The 18384-nt window shown below is 36.6% G+C and carries 21 protein-coding genes and 2 pseudogenes; 20 read left to right on the forward strand and 3 right to left on the reverse strand.

Going from position 1 to position 18384, the window contains the following annotated elements:
- The coding region (locus DXD06_RS05155) for a hypothetical protein (protein ID WP_117830903.1) at positions 1–866 on the forward strand (866 nt) is incomplete at its 5' end.
- A 118-nt stretch (positions 867–984) separates the two neighbouring features.
- Complete coding sequence (locus DXD06_RS05160; protein ID WP_147343607.1) at positions 985–1287, forward strand: hypothetical protein; 303 nt, start codon at positions 985–987, stop codon at positions 1285–1287.
- A gap of 308 nt (positions 1288–1595) precedes the next feature.
- Here the strand turns inward: DXD06_RS05160 and DXD06_RS05165 are convergent, their stop codons facing one another.
- Both DXD06_RS05165 and DXD06_RS05170 read right to left on the reverse strand, forming a co-directional pair.
- Positions 1596–2960: a DUF5808 domain-containing protein gene (locus DXD06_RS05165; RefSeq protein ID WP_117830905.1), complete on the reverse strand. Its 1365-nt coding sequence runs from the start codon at positions 2958–2960 to the stop codon at positions 1596–1598.
- 5 nt (positions 2961–2965) lie between these two features.
- Complete coding sequence (locus tag DXD06_RS05170) at positions 2966–3331, reverse strand: GntR family transcriptional regulator (RefSeq protein ID WP_117830906.1); 366 nt, start codon at positions 3329–3331, stop codon at positions 2966–2968.
- A 199-nt stretch (positions 3332–3530) separates the two neighbouring features.
- Here DXD06_RS05170 and DXD06_RS17235 point away from each other — a divergent pair, with 199 nt between their 5' ends.
- The 6 genes and pseudogenes from DXD06_RS17235 (at position 3531) to DXD06_RS05195 (ending at position 7940) form a co-directional block, all read left to right on the forward strand.
- A complete protein-coding gene (locus DXD06_RS17235; protein ID WP_278308194.1) occupies positions 3531–3779 on the forward strand; it encodes a DUF6198 family protein in 249 nt (82 codons plus the stop codon).
- 363 nt (positions 3780–4142) lie between these two features.
- Entirely contained in the window at positions 4143–4697 is a 555-nt protein-coding gene (locus tag DXD06_RS05175; RefSeq protein WP_227249907.1) for an RNA polymerase sigma factor, read from the forward strand.
- Positions 4666–5427, forward strand: a complete 762-nt coding sequence (locus DXD06_RS05180) for a hypothetical protein (RefSeq protein ID WP_117830907.1) — start codon at positions 4666–4668, stop codon at positions 5425–5427. Before DXD06_RS05175 ends, DXD06_RS05180 begins: the two co-directional genes overlap by 32 nt.
- On the forward strand, positions 5408–6286 hold the full coding sequence (locus tag DXD06_RS05185) for an ABC transporter ATP-binding protein (protein WP_117830908.1): 879 nt from the start codon (positions 5408–5410) through the stop codon (positions 6284–6286). Before DXD06_RS05180 ends, DXD06_RS05185 begins: the two co-directional genes overlap by 20 nt.
- Positions 6287–6480: 194 nt before the next feature.
- Positions 6481–7506 carry an ABC transporter permease gene (locus tag DXD06_RS05190; protein ID WP_147343608.1) on the forward strand — a complete coding sequence of 342 codons (1026 nt, stop codon included), beginning with the start codon at positions 6481–6483 and terminating at the stop codon, positions 7504–7506.
- A 150-nt stretch (positions 7507–7656) separates the two neighbouring features.
- Positions 7657–7940: pseudogene (locus tag DXD06_RS05195) on the forward strand (transposase).
- A gap of 166 nt (positions 7941–8106) precedes the next feature.
- Here DXD06_RS05195 and DXD06_RS05200 read toward each other — a convergent pair.
- Positions 8107–8625: a hypothetical protein gene (locus DXD06_RS05200; RefSeq protein ID WP_117830910.1), complete on the reverse strand. Its 519-nt coding sequence runs from the start codon at positions 8623–8625 to the stop codon at positions 8107–8109.
- 264 nt (positions 8626–8889) lie between these two features.
- Here DXD06_RS05200 and DXD06_RS05205 point away from each other — a divergent pair, with 264 nt between their 5' ends.
- The 12 genes and pseudogenes from DXD06_RS05205 (at position 8890) to DXD06_RS05260 (ending at position 18112) form a co-directional block, all read left to right on the forward strand.
- Complete coding sequence (locus DXD06_RS05205) at positions 8890–9264, forward strand: BlaI/MecI/CopY family transcriptional regulator (protein ID WP_022046507.1); 375 nt, start codon at positions 8890–8892, stop codon at positions 9262–9264.
- On the forward strand, positions 9248–10723 hold the full coding sequence (locus tag DXD06_RS05210; RefSeq protein WP_117830911.1) for a M56 family metallopeptidase: 1476 nt from the start codon (positions 9248–9250) through the stop codon (positions 10721–10723). The genes DXD06_RS05205 and DXD06_RS05210 overlap by 17 nt, the downstream gene beginning before the upstream one ends.
- 95 nt (positions 10724–10818) lie before the next feature.
- Complete coding sequence (locus tag DXD06_RS05215) at positions 10819–11292, forward strand: DUF3990 domain-containing protein (RefSeq protein WP_117830912.1); 474 nt, start codon at positions 10819–10821, stop codon at positions 11290–11292.
- Positions 11270–11713, forward strand: a complete 444-nt coding sequence (locus tag DXD06_RS05220; protein WP_117830913.1) for a hypothetical protein — start codon at positions 11270–11272, stop codon at positions 11711–11713. The genes DXD06_RS05215 and DXD06_RS05220 overlap by 23 nt, the downstream gene beginning before the upstream one ends.
- Positions 11714–11745: 32 nt before the next feature.
- Positions 11746–11958 (forward strand): annotated as a pseudogene (locus DXD06_RS05225) (integrase DNA-binding domain-containing protein); the annotation flags it as partial.
- Positions 11959–12001: 43 nt separating this feature from the next.
- A complete protein-coding gene (locus DXD06_RS05230) occupies positions 12002–12262 on the forward strand; it encodes a replication initiator protein A (protein ID WP_243000867.1) in 261 nt (86 codons plus the stop codon).
- 91 nt (positions 12263–12353) lie between these two features.
- Positions 12354–12602 (forward strand): flagellar export protein FliJ, encoded by a 249-nt coding sequence (locus DXD06_RS05235; protein ID WP_117830915.1) that lies wholly within the window; start codon positions 12354–12356, stop codon positions 12600–12602.
- A gap of 297 nt (positions 12603–12899) precedes the next feature.
- A complete protein-coding gene (locus DXD06_RS05240) occupies positions 12900–13100 on the forward strand; it encodes a helix-turn-helix domain-containing protein (protein ID WP_117830916.1) in 201 nt (66 codons plus the stop codon).
- Positions 13093–13791 carry a response regulator transcription factor gene (locus DXD06_RS05245; RefSeq protein ID WP_117830917.1) on the forward strand — a complete coding sequence of 233 codons (699 nt, stop codon included), beginning with the start codon at positions 13093–13095 and terminating at the stop codon, positions 13789–13791. Before DXD06_RS05240 ends, DXD06_RS05245 begins: the two co-directional genes overlap by 8 nt.
- Entirely contained in the window at positions 13788–15017 is a 1230-nt protein-coding gene (locus tag DXD06_RS05250) for a sensor histidine kinase (RefSeq protein ID WP_117830918.1), read from the forward strand. Before DXD06_RS05245 ends, DXD06_RS05250 begins: the two co-directional genes overlap by 4 nt.
- A gap of 64 nt (positions 15018–15081) precedes the next feature.
- Entirely contained in the window at positions 15082–15777 is a 696-nt protein-coding gene (locus DXD06_RS05255; RefSeq protein ID WP_117830919.1) for an ABC transporter ATP-binding protein, read from the forward strand.
- Positions 15761–18112 (forward strand): ABC transporter permease, encoded by a 2352-nt coding sequence (locus DXD06_RS05260; RefSeq protein ID WP_117830920.1) that lies wholly within the window; start codon positions 15761–15763, stop codon positions 18110–18112. The genes DXD06_RS05255 and DXD06_RS05260 overlap by 17 nt, the downstream gene beginning before the upstream one ends.
- Positions 18113–18384 lie beyond the last annotated feature (272 nt).

Below are 18384 nucleotides of genomic sequence, written 5' to 3' on the forward strand. Positions count from 1 at the left end.
AACAACAAAAAATACCGTATTTATGCGGTGTTTGGCGTTTCGCAAACGCCTATCATATTAATGCACAGAAAGGAGAGGTTTTTATAACAATTTATCATCAGACTCTTTCGGAGAAGAGAAGGCTTACGAAAGAATTACAACAAATCAGTGAAGAACTATTGCATCTTCCTGATGGAAAAATTATTTGTGTTCACAATGGAAACCGGGTGAAATGGTTTCACAGTGACGGTCACACACAGACGTATATTCCAAAGAAACACAGAGAGTATGCACAGCAGTTGGCATACAAAAGATTCTTATTGGAAAAACAGACAGAGTGTAAAAAAGAACTGTATGCATTAGAACTTTATCAACGACATGCAGTTGGTGAAAATAAAAAGTCGGACAGGTTTCTTTCAGAAGATCCGGCGTATCAGGAATTGCTCTGTCCATTCTATCAGATGGTTACGCAGGAAGAACTTATATGGAGTGATACTTCCTATCCTAAAAATCCCAATTATCCCGAACAATTGAAGTATAAAAGCTGTAAAAATGAATATGTACGATCCAAGTCAGAAGCATTGATTGCAATGAATTTATATATGGAAAAAATTGCATACCGTTATGAGTGTGAATTAAAAATCGGGAAGGCAGTGTTTTATCCGGATTTTACAATTCTTCATCCGCTGACAGGAAAAGAAATTTACTGGGAACATTTTGGGAAGATGGACTTGCCTGAATATGCAAAGAATGCCGCGGATAAGTTACATATGTATGCGAGAAATGGGATATATCCGGGAGATCGGCTGATTACAACATATGAGACTATGGAGCAGCCGCTGGATACTGCAATTGTGCAAAAGTTAATTACTTATCATTTTAAATAATTCTGAAAGGCAGGAAAATGAGAGTATTTTGCTCTGGAAATTTATATACAGGGTATGTTGATAAACAAATAAGTATCATCTGATAAAGATTTTGTGGCGGTATTAAAAGGTGGGACATATGCCAAAAAAGGCAAGGAAACCTCCCACAGAAATCCGAAAGCAGGACATATGCAAAAAAAGGCGAGGAAACCTCCCACAGAAATCCGAAAGCAGGACATATGCAAAAAAGGCGAGGAAACCTCCCACAGAAATCCGAAAGCAGGACATATGCAAAAAAAAGGCGAGGGAACATCCCACAGAAATCCAAAAACGGGACATAATCAGAAAGAAAATCTGCATATGTCCCAACAAAAGGAAAATGTGGGACATAGTCAAAAGAAAATCTGCATATGTCCCAACAAAAGGAAAATGTGGGACATAGTCGAAAGAAAAAGCTCCATATGTCCCACATCCTATTTAAGTTTACCTGAAATAAAATTTGAATAAAGTTTGTGAAGTAATGGTGTAAGTTTTTCAATTTTTCGCGATGGTCAATAAATCAACCACCATTTTTACAAGGTTTAATCAAACGGAAGTTCTTCATCTACAGATTCTGAAACAGACGTTTTGTGAATATACCGGTTCATTAAATTTTTTGGAACAGAGATGTCTTCTTTTATCAGTAAATCCAGTCATACAGGGGACGTATGATATAAAAAGTCTTGCGACCTTCCAATAAAGACTGCGGACCTAATGGGTCAGCAGTTCTTCATAAATCCCCTTTGTCTGGGTATCGTCTACACCGCCCATATAGTAAGTTTTCCCATTTGCGGAAAATTGGAGAAATGCATCATTTTCTGGATTTAAGAAAACATTGACATCCTCCCCTCCGGAGATGGTAAATGTGCCTTTTTCCAATGTATCCATGCTGGTGCCGTATGTTCTGGTCCAGTCTGGCAGATCACTTGCGGTAAGAAGTGTGGGATCTTTGATTTCACTAAGCGGAATCTGATAATCTGTTTTCAGATGCTGTGCGCATAGTGTGTGGTTTTGGATCACCAGATCAATGGGAGTAAATTCCTCCTGAATCAGCCATATGCATAACAGAGGGAAGGAAAGCATCATAATGGCACTGAAAATAGTAAGTCCTTTTCCGAGGGATGTGGCCATATTTACCGTTGTCCCGATGCCGACGCGCTGTTCTACCATCGTATGGGGATCGGATGGATTGTAGTAGAGGATGCCGCCGATCCAGTTTCTGTCATCATTTTCATCGCTGGTCAGATTTCGTTTTTGTGCATAGCTTCGGTCAATTTTTTTCAGCTTTATCATGCAGAAAATGCACAGCAGGAGTAAAAGCAGTGTATAAACAATCATGCCGGCGATGGAACATATTCCCATGTGTCTGGCAGACAGGGTAAGGATCTCCAGAAACAGGATCAGTGCCGTGTTCAGCCAGCAGCAGATCAGCCAGAAGTTCTTCCAGAGGTTTTTCTTTGCGCGTGCATAATTGATATTCACGTCACTGTCCGTACTGATGACGGAAACCGGCTGGCGGTCTATCCATACAGCTGCAAGCCAGAAGACCAGCCCGCAGGAGGCACCGATCAGACAGGAAATCCCAAGCCCGCTGGACTTTGGAAGCAGCAACAGGGCACTTGCGATACTGATGATATTTGGCAGGAAAAACGGGAGAAACCGGACTTTTCTTACGGAGCCAGCCTGTTTTAATTCCACATAATGTTCTGGCTGCCGGTCTTCGTACAGATGGTTTTGCGTTTTCCATGTTTTCAGCCGGTGATTCGCACGCATGATCGGCAGGGAAAGCAGAAAAATCGCTGCCAGAAGCCAGAACATCCAGATGGTAAGCTGAATGGACATATGGGAGGTCAGCAGACTTACAAATGGAACAATCGCAAGGAGAATGGCGTAGTAACGCATTTCCTTTTTAAATTTTTGCCGGATGTCTGCGACGGTGGCATCTTTTATCCATTCTTTTTTCATGTTTACGGCAAACAGGCGTCCGTTCTCATACTTATTTTGTGTGGAAAATAAAAACAGTATGATAAAGACGATTGGATACATGGTTGCAAAAAAGATAATATTCATAATCATAACAATCACCCCTTATAGATGTGTTTGCATAAGTCGAAAAATTCTGTCTGCGTCATGCCGCTTACTTTCGCTTCGGAAATGATCTGGCGCAGCAGTTCCTGGGATTTTTCCGACAATTCTTTATTCGTTTCAAATTCCTGCCGCACGCGGGCACCGCTTCTGCGGTCGGTGTAGATGTAGCCCTCCTGCTTTAAGAGGGTGTAGGCTTTGCTGACGGTCATGGAGTTGATACCGATCTCCTCTGCCAGTGCCCGCACGGTGGGAAGTTGTTCGCCCGGAGCAAGCCGCCCGTCCGAAATGCCGAGCACGATCTGATTGCGGATCTGCTGGTAGATCGGAATCTCGGAGGCATCATTGATGGAAATTACCATGTTTTCTCCTTCCGTAAATATCATACAATATTTTGTATTAGTTATAATGATACAAACAATACAAAATGTCAAGTAAAACAAGAAGGAATCTCAGGCATTGAAAAAAAATAAAAAAGTGCATAATAGGTTATAGAAGAAAGGAAAATTATTCTATGAAAAAATCAATGATCTATCGTGTATTGATCTATATTGCAGGATTATTAATCCTGGCGATGGAATCGTACAGGCGATTGCGGATTGTATTCACAGAAGTGTCGGATTTACGAAGAACTGTTTTGATATGCTCAACGTGACAATTACGATTGTGATCAGCCTGGTCTGCACCGGGCGGTTGCATGGGATCGGGATCGGAACGGTGCTTGCCGTGATCCTTGTAGGGCGTACGATTGCGGTCTTTAATCATTTTACAAAGGAAAAACTGACGGCACTTGCCGGAATCGAGGAGTAAACAGGCGGTTACTTTTCCAGTGGAATTACTGCAAACGGGGAGCGTTCCTTGTTGTAGGTATGCAGTAAACCATCTGGAAAATTTCAAACCGCAATCTACATAATCAATTCTAAAAATATTTGTTTTCTATATAGCATAAAATAATCAGAAAAATCTCAGGAGAATAATTATTCAATCAATTTCATTTCAGTTTTCGTGAGCTCAAGTCGGGGCATATTTCAAGCGTGGTGGTGACGAAAATAAGACTATACTATTGAATCAGAAGCATCTGATACCCATCTTGTACTATCTTTTTTGGTCAGTCAGTTGTTATATATATTAGAATAAACGTTTATGCATTACAAAATGAGGAAGGATGGCAACTTGAATGATGTTATTTTAATCTTGCAAATGAAACAAGGGGATGAACAAGCCTTTGATAAGTTTGTGCGGAAGTATTATGGAGATATTTTGTCTTATTGTAAATATCATTGTTTAGATCAAACAGAAGCGGAAGATTTAACACAGGAAACCTTTCTTCGCTTTATGAATAATATACAATCCTATCAGCATATTGGAAAAGCAAAGAATTATCTTTATGTGATAGCAGGTAATCTTTGTAAAAATCACGTAAAGAAATGGAAGGCAGATTGTGTAGAGAAGGAAGTATTGGAAAGAAAACTGATTTCAGATGGTGGTATCCCAAAGCAGGAAAAACAAATATATGTGAAACAAGCACTTGAACAGATGAATCCAGAACTAAAAGAAATTATTATAATGTTCTATTTTCAAGACTTTAAGTTAAAGGAAATTGCAGACATATTACAGATTGGATTACCACTTGTAAAGTATCGACACAAAAGGGCAAAAGAAGAATTAAAAAGATTATTGGGAGAGGAGGATTCTCATGAACCTGGAAAAGATGATGGAAACATATAAAAGAGAAAATAGTGTTACTCCGAGAGAAGAAAAGATTTTAGAAACGATACAGAAATCCAAGGAGATTGTGATGGAAGTACAGTCTGAAAATACAATGAGTTATACAGAATTCCTTTTTTCACAGTTTCGGTTGATTCGAAAGAGATGGTGGATGTTACAGGCGATGTTGCTTGTTTTGGTATTTCTAATTATGCCATCTCTGAAGGACACAACTTATTTTATGAGAATGCTGGGAGTTGCTTCAGTGTTTTTTATAGTGATGATTATTCCTGAGTTTTGGAGAAATAAGGAGAGTAACTCTTGTCAAATAGAGGTAACTTGTTTGTTCTCTTTAAGACAGATTTATTCCGCAAGGATATTCCTGATAGGGATTGTTGATATAGTTATGCTCACAATCTTTTTAACAGTAGCCTGTATCAATATGAAAATGCAGTTTACAGATTTGTTAGTACAGTTTTTATTCCCTATGGTTATTGCAGCGGGTATCTGTTTTGTAATGTTAAACTGTAGTCTGCTGAATGAAGCAACATCTATAGTAGGTTGTTTTTTATGGGGGGGCATATGGTGGGGGATTACGATGAATAATGCTATTTATGGCAATATTGTTGTTCCTATATGGATTATGCTGTTCGTATTTGCAATATGTTTTTTGTTTTGTGCAGTATATAAGACGATACATGGTTGTAATCGTTTTTTGGAGGTAAGTTGTTATGAAATTACAAATGGTTAATGTTACAAGAAAGTTTGGCGATTTTTGTGCAGTAGATGATTTGAATTTAACGATAACCAATGGTGTATATGGACTATTGGGGGTGAACGGTGCAGGTAAGACGACACTCATGAGAATGATTTGTACCTTATTGCCACCGACAAGTGGCAAGATTTTATGTGATGGAAAAGATATTTTCAAAATGGATGGAGAGTACAGAAATTTACTTGGATATTTACCACAGGAATTTGGATTTTATCCGGATTTTACAGTAAAGGATTATCTAATGTATATTGCCAGTTTAAAGGGAATCCGTTCTATGATAGCAGGTAAAAGAGTAAAAGAATTATTAGAACAGGTTGGTCTTGCCAAAAGTGTTAATAAAAAGATGAAAAAACTCTCAGGCGGTATGAAACGTAGAGCAGGAATTGCTCAAGCAATGCTAAACAATCCAAAGATTCTTATTTTGGATGAGCCTACAGCCGGACTTGATCCCACGGAAAGAGTGCGTTTTCGTAATCTGATTAGTGAGCTGTCAGAGGAGAGAATTGTTATTTTGTCAACGCATATCGTTTCAGATGTAGAATATATTGCAAATGAGATTTGGCTGATGAAGGAAGGACAGATTGTACAACAGGGAGATCTGGATCATATGCTTGCTTCTATGCAGGAAAATGTATATGCGTGTGAAGTATTGCAGGCAGAAGCAACTAAAATGATGAAACAGTTTAAGGTGTCAAATATGAAGGCAGAGAGGGGAATGGTGGAATTGCGTATCATTGCTGATCAACCGCCTATTCATGGAGCATCTGTGGTGGAGCCAACATTAGAGGATGTGTTCCTATATTATTTTGGAGAAAAGGGTGGTGAGATGGAATGATATGTTTTGAAATTAAAAAAATTTTTTCTAAAACTATTAGCAGGATATCGCTGATCGTGTTGTTATTCTCACTTGTTATATCCTGTTACTTTGCGATTACAAATATCACGTACATTGACAACCGAGGGGTATCGCACACGGGAATAGCAGCAGCCAGAAACCTGCGGAAAGAAAAGCAGAGATGGGAAGGTGTTTTGGATAAAGCAGCATTACAGGCAGTTATAGATGAATACAGAAAGGTAAATGAAGAATATCCAATTCGTCAGGGGGACTATACAGCCAATTTGCTACATGATTCCAAAGTGCAAGGCTTTTCAGAAATTAAAGATATGATTAATATGGGATTTTGTGAGTTTCGAGATTTCAACTACTATCGTATTGATTCTGTATCGAAAGATGAGGTTGGTAAGTTATATGAAAATCGAGAAAAAAGTTTGGAAAAATGGCTAAGTTCTGAAGAAACCGAAGATTTATTTAATAAAAAAGAAAAAGCTTTTTTGTTAGAACGATATCATCAGATGAAAACACCATTATATTATGAAGATTATGATGGCTGGAAATCAGCATTACACTATGCGCAAACAATTGTTATGTTAGTTATGCTTGTATCTGCATTCCTGGTGTCAGGTATTTTTCCAAATGAATTTAGCTGGAAAGCGGATTCCATATTCTTCTCGACAAAATACGGAAGGGTTAGGGGAACGAGAGCTAAGCTTATAGCAGGGCTTATAGTAGTAACGGCTATTTATTGGATGATTATTGCTTTATATTCAGTCATTGTATTAGGCTGTCTTGGTTTTGATGGTGGAAATGTTATGATACAGACGGGATTTTGGTACTGGAAGTCCTTCTACAATATTACTTATATGCAATTATATTTACTCACGATTGTATCGGGATATATTGGAACATTGTTTTGCTTGCTATTGTCTATGCTTATATCAGCGAAAACACACACAGCAGTAGTGGCGGTTACAATTCCATTCGCTATTTTGGTTTTACCATTATTTTTATCAAATTTCCATTTCTTAAAGGGCACATTAGGAGTATTTCCTGATCAACTATTGCAGATTAATGAGATTATCAATATTTTTAATTTGTATCAAATTGGTGGGAAAATTGTTGGTTCAATTCCAATTATGATGGTAATATACCCCATTTTAAGTGTGACGTTATTGCCAATTATTTATTGTACTTATCATAAAACAGAGATCAAATAGATGAAGCGGAATTTGCATGTTGAGCCAAGCTCAACAAATAAACCACTTGCTATGCGAGTGGTTGAAAATGCTTTAGCTTACAGTAAAAACCTCCAGTGATATAGTAAATGCAGGTTCGCCAACCGCATTTAATCACAGGAGGTATCCATAATGGACAGTAATAGTTTATCACATATAAAATGGAACTGTAAGTATTACATTGTATTTGCACCAAAGTCCTAATGATATTTGAAAGACATGCAAATTTGAAATATAAATTTGGAAACCGACATTTCTGGTGTAGAGGTTATTATGTTGACACCGTAGGAAAGAATGTAAAGAAAATTCAAGAGTATATTCAAAATCAATTAAAAGAAGATTTAGAATATGATCAAATGACGTTAAAAGAGTATATAGACCCGTTTACGGGTGAGCCAGTAAAAGCAAACCATTAAATAGAGCCCAGGGGGCTCGGTAAGTAAATGGATTGCGGCTGACGCCCAATTCAACGAGTCTTTAGACTCAAACGCCGGAAATGAGCCTTTATAGGGCGTGAACAAACCACCGGCTCAGCCGGTGGTTCTGATTACATAATAACATTGACTAAAAGACCCTTCTATTTTACTGAATTTCTTCTCCATTTTCATTTAAAAACTTGTATTGTATATCATAATCAGATGGAATATTTGACATGTCCAAATAATATACAAATGGAATATTATTAATTTCTATATTTTTGGTTATATCAGCTCCATTTCGTGGCGATATGACAGCCTGTATGGTACTAACATTTTCATTATTGCAGACTATGATATATCCGGTATTCAGTTTACCTAACCTTAATTGCCATCCTATATCATTCAAGGAAATGGCATTTTTATATTTATATTTTCCATCCTGATTTTTGGAAAACTGTGCTGCATAATAATGATATGTTTTGTCGTTTTCCCCTGTCATTCCGACAACTATGGTAGTATCATTATCTACAATACGGCCACACTCTATCATATCAACTTCAGCAGATATATTTTCTTTTTCTTTCACAACATCTAACATTTCATTAGGTGTACTCACTTTTTTCCCGCAAGCAGCAAGGCATATCGCCAAAGAAAGGATAAGTAAAACGGTTACTTTTTTCATCTTATTCCTCCGTTATCATTGTGATTAAATTACTTTTTTTCGTAACATTCATTATCTATATAGTATAAAAAAATCAGAAAGTTTTCAAGAGAATAAAATTATCAAAATTGATAGAAAAATGTTGTTTTGGTCGTAAAATATTGAAACTTGCGTAAAATAGTTGTAATTTGTATATCTTTATGTTATTATCCCACTATAACCTAAAACTATAATCTTAGTTTATACTCAAAAATATTATCAATGTTAACGATGAAAGGGGAAAATATGGAAGAACTGACTACAGCGGAATCCATGGTGATGAAAACAATCTGGGATCATCCCCATGAAATGGCACTACAGGAAATTATGAAACTGACAAACGAAACATACGGGAAAGACTGGAAATCCCAGACCGTATCAACTTACATTGCAAAGCTGGTGAAAAAGGGCTTTCTAAGGATGAACCAGAGCGGACGCAATGCCACATATGAGATCATAATACCGGAACTTTCCTATCAGCAGGAGCAGAGTCGCAAATTTGTAAAATTCTGGAACCGTGGATCGGTTGCACAGTTTTTAACTGCTTTTTATAAAGATCATAAACTTACCAAAGAGGAAATAGAGGAGTTGAGAAAGAGCATTGATGAACTGGATCAATAATTTGTTTTACATGGGGCTGTTTACTGCACTTACAGGCAGTATTGCATTTGCGGTATATGCAGTTGTTGCAGGCGTTTTGGATGGGTTAAAAAAATACCGCTATATATATGGGCTGTTGCTTGTGGTGTTACCGTTCTGGCTGTTTCCGGGGCTGTTTCTCCTGTTGTATGTTACGCATTACCGCAAAATGGGGGAGGCACTGTTTATCAAGGGACACCTGTTTGAACTGACACCTGTGATTGCGCACATAGAGTGTGTGGCGGGAGTGGTCTGGCTGCTTGGTGCAGCAACGGTTCTTGTGCTTCATCTGGTTCGTTATTACCGGGTGGAACATTACATAAAAAAGCACCGGATGCCGGCGGAAAAACGGCTGCAGCCCGTTGCAGCGGGGACAAAGGAGCGTTTAAAGATCCGGGGAAATGTAGAAGTGTATTGCTGCTATGGTATTTATTCCCCGATGGTGCTGGGGTTATTTCATAAATGGATTGTATTGCCGGTGAGGGATTTTTCTCCGGAGAGTCTGCAGATTGTGCTTACGCATGAGTTTGTACATGTGCGGCAGCACATCCTGACGTTGAAATGTGTGGGCAGAGTGCTGGAAGATTTATTCTGGTATAATCCGCTGATCTATATTTTCAATCGCAGGCTGGATTTCTGGTCGGAAATGGCATGCGACATGGAATGCTGCCGTGATTCCGAAAATGTTTTTTCTGTCGGACAGTATTTTCGTGCAGCACTTGAACTGCTTACGGAAGAGACCCGTCCTCTCGAATTTCCGTTTTCCATGTTTGGGGCGCAGAATCATTTACAAGAGCGTATCCGCCGGATGAAGCAGTACCGAAAACAAAAAGAGATGAAACCACTGGCTGTTTTGGCAAGTTTTATTCTGGTTTTTCTTGGCAGTATATGCTTTACCTGTGGAGCCGGCATCGGTACACAAAAAGCTGTACAAAAAATCTATGCAAAGACTGTACAGCAGAAAAAAGTGAATGTACAGATGGAGGTTATGGACAATCAGGTCTGCTATGCGACGCAAATAGAGACAAATCCGGATGCCGGACACAGTTATATGGTAAAGGAAGAACCGTATGATGTTTATAAACAGGCAGTTATGGATGCATTTCCTGAGGATATTATAGAGGATAGCATAAAACTTTCCGCAGAGATTCCAAAACAGACGTTATGCAAATGGGCGGTTAAAGGAAAACCACAGAAAATCAGCATCACGGTCGATAACATCCGCGCAGACAAAACAATTTGTGTGGGGATTCTGACATCCGCGCATAAACGGGTCTATATTGAGGCAAATGGAGAGGTGGGACAGTTATTTGAAACATCCGACAAAGAATTTATACGGAGTGTTTTTATAGAAAATACGGATATAGATACGGTTAAGATTTCCGGGATTGCTACAATGTTAAGTGATTCAGAGCAGAATGAAGGAAATACACAGCGATAGAAAATCAAAAATTGTAATTTTTATAAAAAATCGTTATACTGTAATAAACGGTATAGCGATTTTTTCGTGAAGATTTTTATATGAGGTAAGTAAGTATGGAATTATATCATGCAAGTAAGGAGATTGTCAGATATCCTGAAATAAGAAAAGCAAAATATACCAAAGATTTTTCATGGGGATTTTATTGTACCAATAATATGGAGCAGGCAATAAGATGGGCAAATCGAGGAATGGGTGAACCGATAATCAATTATTATGAATATAAGCCAAATAAAAATTTGAATATTTTAAAATTTTCAGAAATATCAGATGAGTGGTTGGACTTTATTGCAAAATGTAGGAGTGGAAAAACACATATATATGATATTGTGGAAGGACCTATGGCGAATGATACGGTCTGGAATTATGTAAATGATTTTCTCTCTGGACGAATTAACAGAAAGCAGTTTTGGGCATTGGCTGAGTTCAGGTATCCCACACATCAGATCAGTTTCCATACATTGTCTGCACTTGACTGTTTGACATTCATAAAAAGCGAGGTAATTTATGACAGCGAAAGAAAGAAATGATTATTTTTATGTGTGTGCATTGATTGAGTATATTGCAAGGGAGACCTTGAATCACAGAGGTGATATCGTTAAAGCCATCGGTGAAGAAGGTATTAAGAAACTACTACATGATGCGGAAATGGATCATTGTCTTAGCTTTGAGCAGGTCAGTGATGAAGTAATTTCTTATTACAAAATTAAAAAGGGAAATTTTGATACGATATCGAATTGTAAATATTCAATTCCAAGTTTTCTTGATATTGGAAAACTATATAGTATTATGATTGAAGACTGCGCAAAACAGGGAGAAGAAGTACAGGAATTAATTAATATTTTTTCTTCTTTTATCAGTGATAAAATTTCAGAATTTAATACGGATTTATATTATCAGAATCCGGACTACCTTGAATGGTCATACAGAGATGGAAAATTACTGGATTAAAAACTAAAGTAAATTAAAAGGAGAGATACGGATTGTCAGAAATTAGAAGAGACAACAAAGGTCGTAAGTTAGCGACTGGGGAGAGCCAGGATAAAGATGGAAGATACCGTTATAAATATAATGATTCATTTGGAAAGAGAAAGTCGGTATATAGTTGGAGATTGACTGAATCTGATCCATACCAAAAGGGGAAACGAAAAGATATTTCTCTTAGAGAAAAAGAGAAGGTTATTGAGAAAACATTATCAGGGTGTGATTTTAATAATGCGGAAGAATAGGAAATAAATTATGGCAGATTTTGAATACTTCAGAGCAGAAGAATCTGACCAGTTTTCTTTTTTTCGGATACCCAAAGCTCTGTTCACAGAAAAAGAGTTTGCAAGCCTGTCCACAGACGCAAAGCTCCTTTATGGAATTCTGCTTGATCGAATCAGCATATCCAAGAAAAATGGCTGGATCGACAGTGATGGTTATGTCTATATCATTTACATGATCGCAAAATTACAGGAGCTGTTGCGAATGTCGCATACGACAGTGACAAGCTACTAATGAGGATGTGGGAAGTTGATTCCTACATTCTTTTTTAGTGCGTAAAAAATGATTGAATGTTATAACGATTAAAAATCAGGAAGAATCTTTCATGTCCAGGCGAAGAAATAAGAAAGAAAATATATCACTGGATGATAAACTGGCAAATGTAATTGCAAAGATAAGAGTTACGGAGGAAACACTTAAAAATCTAAAGAGAGAGAAGATAAGAATTGAACGACAGATTGAAGAGCAGAAAAGAGAAAGGTTATATAGATCTGTGCTTGAGTCAGGAAAAACAATAGAGGAAATTTTTGAAATCTTTAAAACAAATAATACTGAAGAAAAGGAAGAAAGCTAAAGTAGGAGTGCTTATCGCCAGAGAATTATGTCGGTGAGCATTTTTTTTAATTGAATAAAGTTGCAGATATTTGAGATAGAAGTTAATTTCTTAGTAAAAAATGACATGTCTAGAGTTCAAGTGTAGGGAGAGTGGAAATCTTATCATGATTTTAGGCAACTAAGAAAATTTGAAGAGAGTCGAGGTTTATTCAAACACATCTGTTTGTAAATGATGTTATACTTTATTTCTTGTTTTTGTTCGTTCAACCGTATATAATTAGTAAGTGTAAAATATAAAAAGAGGAAGTGAAGTTAAATGATAGAGTTTATTTCAGCTCCAGAAGCAGCTAAAAAATGGGGTATTTCTGAAAGACGAGTGCAAAAGTTATGTAAAGAGAATCGAATACCAGGAGTGACTAAGATTAGTCGTATGTGGTTGATACCGAAAGATGCAGAAAAGCCAATTGATGGTAGGGTACAGAGAAAATTTAGACAGAAAGGAAAAACATATGAATAAAATTTTATTAGTGGAAGATGATATAAGCTTGATTGACGGATTAAAATATTCTTTAAGAAAGCAGGAATTTGATGTTGAAGTTGTTCGTACTGTTGAAGATGCAAAAAAACAATTAATTTACATAGATCGATATGACTTGATTATTCTTGATGTTACTTTGCCCGATGGAACGGGTTTTGACATATGCGAAAGAGTGCGTAAACGAAATAAGTATATTCCGATTATATTCCTTACTGCATCTGATGAAGAGGTAAATGTAATACGAGGATTAGACTGCGGAGGAGATGATTATGTTACAAAGCCATTTAAGTTAGGAGAATTATTCTCGCGTATACGTGCTTTGCAGCGTAGGGCAAGTATGTCAACCAAAGATACAATGACTGTATTGGAATGTGGAGACATTTCAATTGATCTATTAGGGAGTAGTGTTTTTTTGAAGGGGAAAATTATAGAGTTAACAAATGCAGAATATCGTCTGCTGTGTTTGCTAGTAAAGAATGTTAACCGCGTTGTTTCAAGGGAGTATATCTTACATGAATTATGGGATGATACAGGAAATTATGTTGACGATAATACTCTGTCAGTATACATTCGTCGGCTTCGCGAAAAAATTGAAATTGACGCCTCACACCCACAACATTTGATAACTGTGAGAGGATTCGGGTATAAATGGAAAGAGGTGGAGATATGAAATTTTTTCGAGATAGACAGATAAAAGGATATTTCATATTCCAGTTTATATTTATGATTATTCTTTTTGCATTTGGCATATACTTTTGCAAAAAACAAGTATCAGCAGTAAGATTAATGTATTTGGAACATGATATAGATATTGCATCTTCTCTTTTGGAACAAGAAGTTCCGGAAGAAGTAGTTGTAACTGCTATCACAAGTACAACAAAAAATGCCAATGGAACAGAATTGCTGAATTCGATTGGGATAAATAAAGAAACAAGTAGTAGTATGATTCCATTTCTTTCAGAATTCCAAATTCATTCTTGTTATCTTTTATTATCTGGTATTATTGTATCTGCCGTTATTTTACTTACAGGAACTTTCATTTTTCTTAAAAAAAGGAGTAAACTTTATGAGGAAGCGTATGATATTGTAAATTGCTTGGCTGACGGTGATTTTTCTCGTCATCTACCGCAACATAGTGAAGGGGAAATTTATCAGCTACTTGCTTCTGTAGAAAATTTAGCCACCATGCTGCAATCTAAAAATCAGACAGAACAGAAAACAAAAGAATTTTTAAAACAAACCATTTCTGATATTTCACATCAGTTAAAAACACCATTGGCAGCTCTTTTGATGTATCAGGAAATTATTGAAAATGAACCGGAAAACAAAGAAACCGTAGAAGAATTTTCACAAAAAATAGGCATTGCATTAAAAAGAATGGAACAGTTAATCCAATCTATGCTAAAAATTACCCGATTAGACACGGGAAATGTTATTTTTGAGAAAAAGCGTTGCCTTGTGAAAGATGTTGTTGAAAATGGAGTTAATGATCTTACAACAAGGGCAAAAAATGAAGATAAGAAAATTGTAATGGATGGAAATCCTGAATTATCTTTTTTGTGTGATATGAATTGGACAAGTGAAGCAATTGGTAATTTTGTAAAAAATGCATTAGATCATACAGAAGCAGGAGGAATTATTAGTATTACATGGGAAGAGGCTCCTAATATGCTGCGGATTTATATAACTGATAATGGAATGGGGATTGCTCCGGAAGATATACATCATATTTTTAAACGCTTCTATCGTAGTAAATATTCTCTTGATAGGCAGGGTATAGGTCTAGGGCTATCTCTTGCAAAGTCTATTATAGAGGGGCAAAATGGATTGATTTCGGTACAAAGCATTCTTCATCAGGGAACTACATTTACGTTATCTTTCCTTACTAAACCGTAAGGTTAAATTCACTGAAATGTAAGCTGTTTTTGCTATCATTAGTAGAAAGGAGGTTGTTGAAAGTATGGAAATTTTAAGAGTAGAAAATTTATGTAAAACTTATGGAAAAGGAGAGGCAAAAGTAGATGCTTTAAAAAATGTGTCTTTTTCACTTGAAAAAGGTGAATTTGCTGCAGTAGTTGGAGAGTCCGGATCAGGAAAGAGTACATTACTAAATTGTATAGGTGCATTGGATACACCGACATCCGGGTCTATATTAATTGATCGGCAAAATTTGTTTTCCATGAAAGAAGAAAAACGTACAATTTTTAGACGGAGAAATATTGGCTTTATTTTTCAATCATTTCAGCTTGTTTCGGAATTGGATGTGGAGCAAAATATTATGTTTCCATTATTATTGGACTACCGTAAACCAAATTCGAAAGATGTAGATGAGATTTTAGACTTGCTTGGCCTTACAGAACGCCGTCATCATTTGCCAAGTCAGTTATCAGGTGGGCAGCAACAGAGAGTTGCTATTGGCAGGGCGCTAATTACAAAACCGAAATTAATTTTAGCTGACGAGCCTACTGGAAACCTTGATAGTAAAAATAGTAGAGACGTTATGGATATGCTTACAAACGCATCTCGTCATTTTAGACAGACTATATTAATGATTACACATAATAACAATCTAACAGCTTCCGTAGATAAGGTTTTTAGGGTAAGCGATGGTGTAATTACAGATTTAGGAGGAACAACAAATGAAAAATTATCTTAACCTCGTTCCTATATCTGCCAAGATCCATCGGAAGCAGAGTAAGATGACTCGGATTTGTATTACGCTTGCTGTTTTTTTAGTTGCGGTTATGTTTGGACTTGCAGACATGTATTTGCAAGGTCTTACTCAAAAAGAAATGCAGGAAAATGGAAACTGGCATTATGAAATTACTTCGATTGATACGAAAACAGCAACCTATATTTCATCACGTCCTGAAGTGGAAATTTCTGGCTGTCAAAATATTATTTCCTCAGATGAAGGATGCTCAGTTAATGGACAAAATACCGCTATTTGTTCACAAAATGCGGATATATTTGAAGATGTATTTTTGAATAATATTGCAGAAGGTGAATACCCAAATGCTGAAAATGAAATTGCGGTTTCGTATTCATTGAAAAATAGTGCATCTATTTCCTTGAATCAAACAATCAGTTTAGAAACTCCAGATGGTAATCAGATTAATTTATCTGTGGTTGGTTTTTTTGATGATGAGCAAGCTTCAAGATTAGTCAAAGGAAACAAACAACTTGCAGTATTGACACCGGAAGGGTTTGACAATTTAAAAGAGTCATCAAACATCAATCATGAAGAAAAGCTTGTGATTCGCTTTTCGCGGAATTGTAATATTCCAAACACTATTGCAGACATAAAAGCTCAAAATAATATATCTGATGATCAGCTGGAAGGTAATATACCTTTATTAAGTGTCCAGGGGCAAATAGCCGGAGAAACAAGTGTTAATCAAATCTATCAAGTGGCATTAATGCTTTCGGTTGTTGTTATGTTGACATGTGTTTTAATGATTTCAAGTAGTTTAAACAGTAACATTACACAACGGATAGAATTTTTTGGTATGCTACGGTGCTTAGGAGCAACAAGGAAGCAAATTATGCGGCTTGTTCGATATGAAGGATTGTATTGGTGTAAGACGGCAATACCAATAGGAATTGTATGTTCAATATTTGTTATTTGGATTTTATCGGCTATTATGCGATTGATTAGCCCGCAATGGTTTTCTTACATGCCGGTATTAGGGATTAGTTGGATAAGTATTGTTGCAAGTAGTATATTGGGGCTGATTACTGTCTTTCTGGCAGCTAGATCCCCAGCTAAAAGAGCTTCAAAGGTTTCTCCGCTTACGGCTGTATCGGGTAATACGGGGCAAATGATTTCTTTTAGAAAAGCAGCAAATACTAAATGGTTTAAGATTGAAACAGCATTGGGGATTCATCATGCAAAAGCAAGGAAACGAAATTACATTTTGATGACTGGTGCATTTGCTATATGTATTACATTGTTCTTATCATTCACTACTCTAGTTTACTTTATGAAAAACGCTTTTATACCACCAGCATGGACACCAGATTTATCTATAGCAAGTGAAACAAATACCTGTTCTATTGATAAAGCGCTATTAGATAAGGTAAATCAGAATGATGCTGTAAAACGGGCATACGGACGAATGTTCGCTTATGATATTTCAATGGAACATGATACAAAAAACTATAACGCAAATTTGATTTCATATGAAGAAAACCAATTCGAATGGGCATCAGACTCTTTAATATCAGGATCCATAGATAGTGTAATGCAGAAAGAAAATCAAGTTTTGCTTGTGAAACAAGAAAATTCAGATATTCAAGTTGGGGACAATATTACTTTATCTATTGATAATAAAGAACATACGGTTACGGTGGCGGGTATTTTATCAGATAGCCCATTAGCACGTGTAGAGGGGACAGAGACAATTTTTTGTTCTGAAGATACGTTTACAGCATTAACAGGACAAAATGGTTATACAATTATTGATGTGCAGTTTAAAAATAGTGCTCATCTGGAGGATGGAGAAGATATTGAAAATATTTTTACAAGTGATAATGTAATATTTACTAATAACCTGGCACAAGTGCAACAGCAAAGAAATATGTATCGTGCGTTTTCTGTGCTTGTTTATGGATTTCTTACTATTATTGTTGCAATTACTATTTTTCATATTATGAATACAATTAGTATGGGGGTTGCAGCTAAAATGCAAGAGTATGGAGCAATGCGTGCAATAGGTATGAGTGATCGTCAGCTTAGAAAAATGATATTTGCGGAAGCTGGGACTTACGCAATAAGCGGTGTGATTTTGGGATGTGTGATAGGTATTCCTATGAATTGGGTTGTATTTGTAAGTTTAATTACTAATATTTGGGAAACCGCATGGAGTTTTCCTTTCATTCCGATTGGATTAATAATTGCTATTGTTTTATTGACTTCATTTTTAGCAGTACAGAGTCCAGCAAAACGATTACATGAAATGTCAATAGTTGAAAATATTAGTACACAGTAATTTCTATACTTAACTTAAATGGGTAGTTCCTTTTGGGACTACCCATTTTTTAGTGCGCCTTGCGGCGCACGTCGCTAATGGGTGAAAGTCCCTAATCTGCCCTAGTAGTGGGAAGGATACAGCCAAGACCAAGGGTGTCGTGGCTTGCACATTTAAAGACAAAATCATAATGTAGGCATATTTTATGGCTTAATACATTTCAATGTGGGCGATAAACGCGTACGATCCAGGAAATATTACGTCAATATTAGTAAAAATTACATGAAAAAGAA

It is taken from the genome of Roseburia sp. TF10-5 (assembly GCF_003462365.1).
Taxonomy (GTDB): Bacteria; Bacillota; Clostridia; order Lachnospirales; family Lachnospiraceae; genus Roseburia; species Roseburia faecis.

Coding starts and splice junctions, on each gene's coding strand:
- DXD06_RS05160 (WP_147343607.1), top strand. CDS start 985: ATGCCAAAAAAGGCAAGGAAACCTCCCACAGAAATCCGAAAGCAGGAC.
- DXD06_RS05165 (WP_117830905.1), bottom strand. CDS start 2,960: ATGATTATGAATATTATCTTTTTTGCAACCATGTATCCAATCGTCTTT.
- DXD06_RS05170 (WP_117830906.1), bottom strand. CDS start 3,331: ATGGTAATTTCCATCAATGATGCCTCCGAGATTCCGATCTACCAGCAG.
- DXD06_RS05180 (WP_117830907.1), top strand. CDS start 4,666: ATGAACCTGGAAAAGATGATGGAAACATATAAAAGAGAAAATAGTGTT.
- DXD06_RS05185 (WP_117830908.1), top strand. CDS start 5,408: ATGAAATTACAAATGGTTAATGTTACAAGAAAGTTTGGCGATTTTTGT.
- DXD06_RS05200 (WP_117830910.1), bottom strand. CDS start 8,625: ATGAAAAAAGTAACCGTTTTACTTATCCTTTCTTTGGCGATATGCCTT.
- DXD06_RS05205 (WP_022046507.1), top strand. CDS start 8,890: ATGGAAGAACTGACTACAGCGGAATCCATGGTGATGAAAACAATCTGG.
- DXD06_RS05210 (WP_117830911.1), top strand. CDS start 9,248: ATGAACTGGATCAATAATTTGTTTTACATGGGGCTGTTTACTGCACTT.
- DXD06_RS05215 (WP_117830912.1), top strand. CDS start 10,819: ATGGAATTATATCATGCAAGTAAGGAGATTGTCAGATATCCTGAAATA.
- DXD06_RS05220 (WP_117830913.1), top strand. CDS start 11,270: ATGACAGCGAAAGAAAGAAATGATTATTTTTATGTGTGTGCATTGATT.
- DXD06_RS05230 (WP_243000867.1), top strand. CDS start 12,002: ATGGCAGATTTTGAATACTTCAGAGCAGAAGAATCTGACCAGTTTTCT.
- DXD06_RS05235 (WP_117830915.1), top strand. CDS start 12,354: ATGTCCAGGCGAAGAAATAAGAAAGAAAATATATCACTGGATGATAAA.
- DXD06_RS05240 (WP_117830916.1), top strand. CDS start 12,900: ATGATAGAGTTTATTTCAGCTCCAGAAGCAGCTAAAAAATGGGGTATT.
- DXD06_RS05245 (WP_117830917.1), top strand. CDS start 13,093: ATGAATAAAATTTTATTAGTGGAAGATGATATAAGCTTGATTGACGGA.
- DXD06_RS05250 (WP_117830918.1), top strand. CDS start 13,788: ATGAAATTTTTTCGAGATAGACAGATAAAAGGATATTTCATATTCCAG.
- DXD06_RS05255 (WP_117830919.1), top strand. CDS start 15,082: ATGGAAATTTTAAGAGTAGAAAATTTATGTAAAACTTATGGAAAAGGA.
- DXD06_RS05260 (WP_117830920.1), top strand. CDS start 15,761: ATGAAAAATTATCTTAACCTCGTTCCTATATCTGCCAAGATCCATCGG.